This window comes from Dietzia timorensis (assembly GCF_020742175.1).
Taxonomy (GTDB): Bacteria; Actinomycetota; Actinomycetes; order Mycobacteriales; family Mycobacteriaceae; genus Dietzia; species Dietzia timorensis_A.
The window spans coordinates 1-6,153 of the sequence record NZ_DYXM01000071.1 but is presented as its reverse complement, the minus strand read 5'-3'; the positions used below and the strand labels follow the sequence as shown (position 1 = coordinate 6,153).

Here is a 6,153-nt window from a genome sequence, read left to right as displayed (position 1 = left end):
TGGGCAGGTGGAGCTCATCCAGCAGGTGCTTTCCGCATGCGGGATTGTCATGGCGAGCCGTGAGGGCTACGAGGCCGACGACATCATCGCCACGCTGTCCGAGGAGGCCAAGGGCAAAGGTTTCCACACCTACATCTGCACCGGCGACCGCGACGCGCTCCAGCTCGTCACCGATGAGGTGACGGTGCTCTACCCGAAGCAGGGCACCGGAACGCCTATCCGGTATACCCCGGACGAGGTCGAGGCGAAGTACGGCGTCCGCCCGGAGACCTACCCGGATCTCGCCGCGATCCGAGGCGATAATTCCGACAACCTTCCCGGCGTCCACAAGGTCGGAGAGAAGACCGCGGCGGACTGGCTGCAGAAGTACGGCAGCCTCGACGAGATCATCGCCCACGCCGACGATTTCGGGGGCAAGCGAGGTGAATACCTGCGTGAGGCGATCCCGCAGGTACAGATGAACCGCAAACTCACCGAACTCGAACGCGACGTCGAGATCGACGTGGGCGTCGACGATCTCCGTAGGCACGAAGTCGACGCCGTGGCTGTGACCAAGGAGCTCGACGCCCTGCAGTTCGGCAAGGACTTCCGCGACCGCATCTTCGCAGCCTTCGGCACCATCGGCGACACGGCCGAACAGCTCGACGAGGCCGGTCAGGTCGAACTGGACCTGACGATGATTTCCACGGGCGGGATGTCCGAATGGTTGACGTCGATTGCCGGCGCCGAGCGGATCGGCGTGCATTTTGTCGGCAATTCCTCGCCCGCCGAGCCGGACCTGACCTCCATTGCGCTTGCTGCGCCGGACGGCACCGCCGGGTACCTCGATCTCGCCTCCGCCGCGCCCGAGGACGAGGATGCGATCGGCGCGTGGCTCGCCGACACCAGCATCGTCAAGCTCTTCCACGATTCGAAGGCTGCGCGGCATCAGGCCGCCTCCCGGGACTGGGACATCGAAGGCGTCGCGTTCGACGCCTCGTTGGCGGCGTATCTCGTCCGTCCGGGCCAGCGCACCTACGCGCTGGCCGACCTGATGCTGCGCCATCTCCAGCGCGAGCTACATCCGGGCGGTGAGCCCGAATCGCAGCTGTCCCTATTGGACGACTCCGATTCCGATCGAGAGATGGGCCAGTACAACGCCGAGAGCGCGTTCGCCCTGCTCGAACTCGCGGAGCGTCTCGAGGTCGAATTGGAGACCGTGCACGGCGCGAAGCTGTTCAACGACATGGAGCTGCCTCTCGCCCGGGTCCTGTTCGATTCCGAGCGCGCGGGCATCGACGTCGACCGCAAGGCGCTCGAGACGCTGCAGGACGAGTTCGTAGATCGCGCGAGCGCCGCGCAGAACATGGCGTGGGAATCGATCGGCGATTCCTCGGTGAACCTCGGCTCGCCGAAGCAGCTGCAAAAGGTCTTGTTCGAAGACCTCGGCCTGCCCAAAACCAAGCGCACGAAAACCGGGTACACCACCGACGCCAAGGCGCTAGAAGAGCTCCAGGCGACCACGCCGCACCCGTTCCTCGGTTCGCTGCTCGAATACCGCGATGCGACGAAGATGAAGCAGACCGTCGAGGGCCTCATCAAGTCGATCGCCGACGACGGGCGCATCCACACCACATTTCGCCAGACGATCGCCGCGACCGGACGCCTGTCGTCCATCGAGCCGAACCTGCAGAACATCCCCGTACGCAACGAGACCGGCCGGAAGATCCGGTCTGCCTTCCGCGTGGGCTCTGGATACGAATGCCTGTTGACGGCGGACTACAGCCAGATCGAAATGCGCGTGATGGCGCACCTGTCGGGGGACGACGGGCTCATCGAGGCGTTCCGTTCCGGCGAAGATCTGCACTCGTTCGTCGGCTCGCGCGCCTTCGGGGTCGAGCTCGACGAAGTCACTCCCGAGCTGCGCCGCCGCACGAAGGCGATGTCCTACGGCCTCGCCTATGGTCTGTCGGCCTACGGGCTCGCCGCGCAGCTGGGCATCTCGCAGGGCGAGGCCAAGGAGCAGATGGAGGCGTATTTCGCCCGCTTCGGCGGGGTTCGCGATTTCCTCGGGGAGATTGTCGAGGAGGCCCGCAAGGTCGGCTACACGGAGACGATGTTCGGTCGCCGCCGCTATCTGCCCGAACTCAACGCCAACAACCGGATGCAGCGCGAGAACGCCGAGCGGGCCGCCCTCAACGCGCCGATCCAGGGCACCGCCGCCGACATCATCAAGGAAGCGATGCTCCGCGTTGACCGGCGCCTGCACGAGGACAGGCTGGAAAGCCGCATGCTGCTACAGGTGCACGACGAGCTTGTGGTCGAGGTTGTCGCAGGCGAGCTCGACACGGTCCGCGACATCGTTGTCACAGAGATGGACGAGGCCATCGATCTCTCGGTGCCGCTCGAGGTCTCCGTGGGAGTCGGGGACAACTGGGACGCTGCAGCGCACTAGCGGCCGTACGCGCCTAGGCTGGGCCCATGTCCGTGGCGATGGCGCTGACCAACACCCTCCTGTCCCACTCGAACAAGTACGGCCCCGCCGATAACTCGCATGTCAAAGACGATGCGCCCGTACCGTGGTCTCTGCGCCGCCGGTGCACGGTGGATACCTACTCGGTGGCGGGGATCGACGTGTACACGCTCACCCCGAAGCGCGGCGCTGCCGACATCGACATCCTCTACTTCCATGGAGGCGCGTACAACGCGGGGATGATCGCCCCGCACTGGTGGGTCGTCAGGTCCCTCGTCGCCGCGACGGGCGCGACCGTCCACGTGCCCAGCTACCTACTCGCTCCCGAGCACACCGCCGACGCGGCGTACCCGTCCCTCGACGCCGTTACCGACGATGTGCTCCTCGCGGCCGGCACGCGCCGCGTGGTCTTCGCCGGGGATTCGGCGGGCGGCGGCATCGCGCTGGCCGAGGCGCAGCGCTGTCGCGACAAGGCGGGTAAGAACGCCGACCACCTCGTATTGTTTTCCCCGTGGGTCGACGTGACGATGACCAACCCCGCGGCTCGCGACGTGGAAGAACGGGACGTCTCGCTCAACTGCGACCTTCTCGCCGCCGCCGGCCGTTGGTGGGCGGGGGACCGGGACCCTGCGGATCCGCTCATCAGTCCGAGCAATGGGGACCTCGTCGATCTTCCCCCGATGACCGTGGTGCAGGGCGGCAGGGATGTGCTTGCGCCCGACGTCATATGGCTGGTGGGAAAGGTGCGTGACGCCGGAGGCCGCGTGCACCTTGCCGAGGCGGCCGAGGGGTTTCACGTCTACGTAGCCGGGTGGTGGACCCCCGAGGCGCGCGCGGCGCTGCGGCTCGCTGCACAGGGCATTCGCGGAGACGGCGAGTAGCGCCGGGTGCGATTCTCGCGAAAACCGACGATTACCACTTTGAAACCGGGTTTAGTTTGACTTAATCTTCCAGACATCGAATAGAGCGCGCGGGAACCGCCGTGCCCGAAAGTGGCAAGTGGTTCATCGCGCGCTTCGCGTACGCCCGGCGAAAGGTTGCCCGAACCCCATGAGCACATCCCCCTCCTGCCCGCGAAGGCGGCGGCGCACACTGCGCGCGGGAATCGCCGCGCTGACGGCGGTCGCGCTGGGAGCGGCAGGGTGTACCAACTCCGAGGAGGTCGGGATCCCGGAGCAACCGCCGCTGAGCGTGGAAGCGGTGCCGGAGATCGCCGCGATGGTCCCGGCAGAGATCGCGAACACCGGTGCGCTCGTCGTCGGTACCAACACTCCGTATGCGCCGAACGAATTCAAGAACGATGCCGGCGAGATCATCGGCTTTGACATCGAGATCATCGAAGTCGTCGCCGAGACGATGGGTCTACGCGCCGATATCCGCGAGGCCGACTTCGAGAAGATCATTCCCTCTATTGAAACCGGGACGTTCGACGCGGGCATCTCCTCGATGACAGTGACCGCCGAGCGCGAAGAGGTCGTCGACATGGCCCGCTATTTCATGGGCGGTACGCAGTGGGCGGCGCGCGTCGATCGCGACGTCGATCCCGATAATGCCTGCGGGCTGCGGGTCGCCGTGCAGCGCACAACCGTGCAGGACACCGACGACATCCCCGCGCGAAGTAAGAAGTGCGAAGCCGAGGGCAAGCCCGCGATCGAGAAGGTCCAGTACGACGAACAGGACCAGGTCGGCAGCGCGGTCGCACTGGGCCAGGTGGACGCCATGAGCGCAGATTCGCCTGTTTCCGCGTTCGTCGTGGAAAAGGCCGAGGGGCAGGTAGAGCTCGTCGGGGAACTCGTCGACGCCGAGCCATACGGCATTGCGATGGCCAAGGACAGCCCGCTCGGCGAGGCCGTCGTAGCCGCGCTGCGACACCTGGCCGACTCCGGAGTGCTCGACAAGATAGCGGAACGTTGGGGCGTGCAGGAAGGCCTGCTCACCGAAGAACCGTCGCTGGGGTAGCGCCCGAGCGAGCACAGCACGTCCGCCGTCATAAATAAAACGAAAGGGTCCCAAGGCAGTGACTGACAACCGGGGCGAACAGACCACACCGCCCGCCGCGCCGAGCGAGGCGCGCTCGGAGCCGGAGCTGATCCGCGCCGTGCCGCTACGCCACCCCTGGCGCTGGACCGCAGCGATGGTGATTCTCGTGCTCGCCGGGCTCTTCGTCTGGGGCGCGGTGACGAACGACGCGTACCGCTGGGACACCTACGCCCGGTACCTGTTCGACAAGCGCATTGTGCTCGCTGCGGGCTACACGCTCCTTCTGACGGTCACGTCCATGGCGATCGCGATCGTCCTCGGCGTGACGTTCGCGGTGATGCGGATGTCCGATAACCCGGTGATGCGGTACGTCGCCTGGGTCTACCTGTGGATCTTCCGCGGCACGCCGGTCTACCTCCAGCTGTTCCTGTGGGGCATGGTCGGCTCGATCTATCCCGTCATCCACCTGGGGATCCCGTGGGGGCCGACGTTCTTCGAGTTCGTCACGCAGAACTGGACGAACGCGCTGGTCCTCGCGATCATCGGTCTCGCGCTCAACGAATCGGCGTACATGGCAGAGATCGTCCGCGCAGGCATCGATTCGGTTCCGGAGGGGCAGCGCGAGGCGTCCACGGCGCTAGGCATGTCGTGGCGCCAGACCACGATCCGCACCGTGCTTCCGCAGGCGATGCGCGTGATCATCCCGCCGACCGGAAACGAGGTGATCTCGATGCTCAAGACCACCTCGCTGGTCACCGCGATCCCGTTCACTCTCGAGCTCACCGGTCGCGCCCGCGACATCTCCGCTGCGAACTACCAGCCGATCCCGCTGCTCATCGTCGCCGCAACCTGGTATCTGGCGGTCACGTCGATCCTCATGGTCGGCCAGTATTACCTCGAGCGCTACTACTCCAGGGGAGCAACGCGAAAGCTGACGGCGAAGCAGCTGCGCGCGCTGGCCGACGCCGAAGGCGTGCCCCCGCGAAACATCGAGATCACCGACGAGCCGCAGGGAGGCGCGCGATGAGCGACACCGCAAGAACCGAGCCGATGATCCGCGCCGAGGAAATCCACAAGAACTTCGGCTCCCTTCGCGTGCTCAAGGGAATCTCGTTGGAGGTGGAGAAGGGGGAGGTGCTGTGCCTGATCGGTCCGTCAGGTTCCGGTAAGTCCACATTCCTGCGCTGCATCAACCACCTGGAAAAGGTCAACGCCGGGCGTTTGTACGTCGACGGAGACCTGATCGGCTACCGGCAGAAGGGCGAGCGGCTCTACGAGCTCAGCCCCAAGGAGGCCGCCCGCCAGCGCGCTGACGTGGGAATGGTGTTCCAGCACTTCAATCTGTTCCCGCACCGCACGGCGATCGAAAACATCTTCGAGGCGCCCGTGCAAGTGAAGAAGCAACCGGCCGGCGCCGCGCGCGCCCGCGCCGCCGAGTTACTCGAGACCGTCGGGCTTTCTGCGAAGGCCGAGGCGTACCCCGCGCAGCTGTCCGGCGGGCAGCAGCAGCGCGTCGCCATCGCCCGTGCGCTCGCGATGGACCCGAAGCTCATGCTGTTCGACGAGCCCACGTCCGCGCTCGACCCCGAGCTCGTCGGTGAGGTGCTGCAGGTGATGCGCGACCTCGCGAACGACGGCATGACCATGTGCGTGGTGACCCACGAGATGGGCTTCGCGCGGGAAGTCGCCGACAAGGTCGCCTTCATGGACGGCGGTCGCGT

Annotated in this window: 5 protein-coding genes; all 5 read left to right on the top strand. The window is 66.0% G+C overall.

Going from position 1 to position 6,153, the window contains the following annotated elements; all coding sequences use genetic code 11:
- A partial coding sequence (gene polA, locus K8V11_RS03865; RefSeq protein ID WP_303911085.1) for a DNA polymerase I occupies positions 1-2,434 on the top strand: 2,434 nt, incomplete at its 5' end.
- 26 nt (positions 2,435-2,460) lie between these two features.
- Positions 2,461-3,333 carry an alpha/beta hydrolase fold domain-containing protein gene (locus K8V11_RS03860; RefSeq protein WP_303911083.1) on the top strand — a complete coding sequence of 291 codons (873 nt, stop codon included), beginning with the start codon at positions 2,461-2,463 and terminating at the stop codon, positions 3,331-3,333.
- A gap of 169 nt (positions 3,334-3,502) precedes the next feature.
- Entirely contained in the window at positions 3,503-4,411 is a 909-nt protein-coding gene (locus K8V11_RS03855; protein WP_303911082.1) for an ABC transporter substrate-binding protein, read from the top strand.
- Positions 4,412-4,469: 58 nt separating this feature from the next.
- A complete protein-coding gene (locus K8V11_RS03850) occupies positions 4,470-5,459 on the top strand; it encodes an amino acid ABC transporter permease (protein WP_303911081.1) in 990 nt (329 codons plus the stop codon).
- A partial coding sequence (locus K8V11_RS03845; protein WP_303911080.1) for an amino acid ABC transporter ATP-binding protein occupies positions 5,456-6,153 on the top strand: 698 nt, incomplete at its 3' end. The genes K8V11_RS03850 and K8V11_RS03845, both read left to right, overlap by 4 nt.

Coding starts and splice junctions, on each gene's coding strand:
- K8V11_RS03860 (WP_303911083.1), top strand. CDS start 2,461: ATGTCCGTGGCGATGGCGCTGACCAACACCCTCCTGTCCCACTCGAAC.
- K8V11_RS03855 (WP_303911082.1), top strand. CDS start 3,503: ATGAGCACATCCCCCTCCTGCCCGCGAAGGCGGCGGCGCACACTGCGC.